Genomic DNA, 1,657 nt, shown 5'->3' with positions numbered 1-1,657 from the left:
TCATTAAAACAAATTTACTAACTACGAAACAAGGAGGCATCACTGTGGACATTCGTGAAGGATTAATTCCAACAGCTTTAGGTACAGCAGTGACAGCAGCAGGTTATGCTCTTAAACAAACTCGTGGAACTAATAAAATGATTGCAAATACAGTATTTGGTTTTGGTTTAGCACACGTCGTTTTAGGTGTAATCGATCTTGTTGAACATCGTCGTTAGAACGAAAGGCAAGCATTGATATATGCTTGCCTTTTTGGGAGTACATTTATTATTCATTTTTCAAAATATGTTTGTATGACGTAATCATTATCAATGTAATTAAATAGTTACACTACAAGAAAATTAGAAAGTAAAACTGTGAGCATTGAATTTTATGAAATGAGATGGTGATGGAATGGAATTTTCTTCTGAAAGTAATACGTATCATGCTGGTGACATTGTTTATATTTTTTACCGAAATCCTCATACTCAAGACGTAGCTAACATACAAGCTGCAGCAGTTGTAAATAATCCTGAAAGACCTAATGAATTAGCACTATTTCTTTACGAAACGTATTATCCACTAACAAATGAGATGGCTATATATGCTACCGAAGATGAAGCAAACCAAGCTTACACTTACTATTATGGTGATATTTCAGAGGGGATGTTAGAATGAATAAGCCATTTATGCCTAAGCTCGTATATTTTGAACCGAAAGCATTAGATTATCCTTTGGGGAAAGAGCTGTTTGAGAAGTTTTCAAAGATGGATGTTGAAATTCGACATACTACTTCCCATAATCAAGTAAGAGATTTGCCAGGGGATAACGATTTTCAAAAGTATCGAGTAGCAAAATCCACGCTGGTTGTTGGTGTTAGAAAAACACTGAAATTCGATACTTCCAAGCCTTCAGCAGAGTATGCAATTCCTTTTGCAACGGGATGTATGGGACATTGTCATTATTGTTATTTACAAACAACGATGGGAAGTAAGCCTTATATACGAACGTATGTAAATGTTGAAGAAATTTTAGATGCTGCTGATAAATACATGAAAGAGCGTGCACCTGAAGTAACAAGATTTGAAGCGTCGTGTACTTCAGATATTGTAGGAATCGATTATTTAACGCATACCCTTAAACGGGCCATTGAGCATTTTGGAGAATCTGAATATGGGAAATTGAGATTTGTTACGAAATTCCACCATGTAGATCATTTACTTGATGCTAAACATAATGGAAAAACAAGATTTCGCTTTAGTGTAAACGCTGATTATGTGATTAAAAACTTTGAACCAGGAACTTCTCCCTTAGCTAAACGAATTGAGGCAGCAGGAAAAGTAGCTAGAGCTGGATATCCTCTTGGTTTCATTGTAGCTCCTATTTACCTGCATGAAGGCTGGAAGGAAGGATACTATCATATGTTTGAACGCCTAAATGCTGAATTACCTCTTGATGCACGGGATGATATTACATTTGAATTTATTCAACATCGTTTTACAAAGCCAGCTAAGAGAGTAATTGAAAAAAACTACCCGATGACAAAACTAGAATTAGATGAAGAGAAAAGAAGGTATAAATGGGGGAAATATGGAATCGGAAAATACATTTATCAAAAAGAAGAAGAAGAGGATATAAAAAACTATCTGTATTCCTATATGAAACAGTTCTTTCCTAA

General features: G+C 35.0%; 3 protein-coding genes. All 3 read left to right on the top strand.

What is annotated here, in order from left to right; translation table 11 throughout:
- The first annotated feature begins 44 nt into the window (after positions 1-44).
- The gene (locus ACQGS6_RS28025; RefSeq protein ID WP_000354585.1) at positions 45-218 is read left to right on the top strand and encodes a hypothetical protein; all 174 of its coding nucleotides are present in this window, start codon (positions 45-47) and stop codon (positions 216-218) included.
- Between the two features lie 175 nt (positions 219-393).
- Positions 394-657, top strand: coding sequence for a transcriptional regulator SplA (locus ACQGS6_RS28020; protein WP_000396091.1), 264 nt, complete (start codon positions 394-396; stop codon positions 655-657).
- Positions 654-1,657: spore photoproduct lyase (splB, locus tag ACQGS6_RS28015; RefSeq protein ID WP_426965994.1), on the top strand; the 1,004-nt coding region annotated here is incomplete at its 3' end. The genes ACQGS6_RS28020 and splB, both read left to right, overlap by 4 nt.

The sequence above is a fragment of the Bacillus sp. GMs2/2 genome (assembly GCF_050172095.1).
GTDB classification, from domain to species: Bacteria; Bacillota; Bacilli; order Bacillales; family Bacillaceae_G; genus Bacillus_A; species Bacillus_A cereus.
This window is presented reverse-complemented; position numbering and strand designations above follow the sequence as displayed.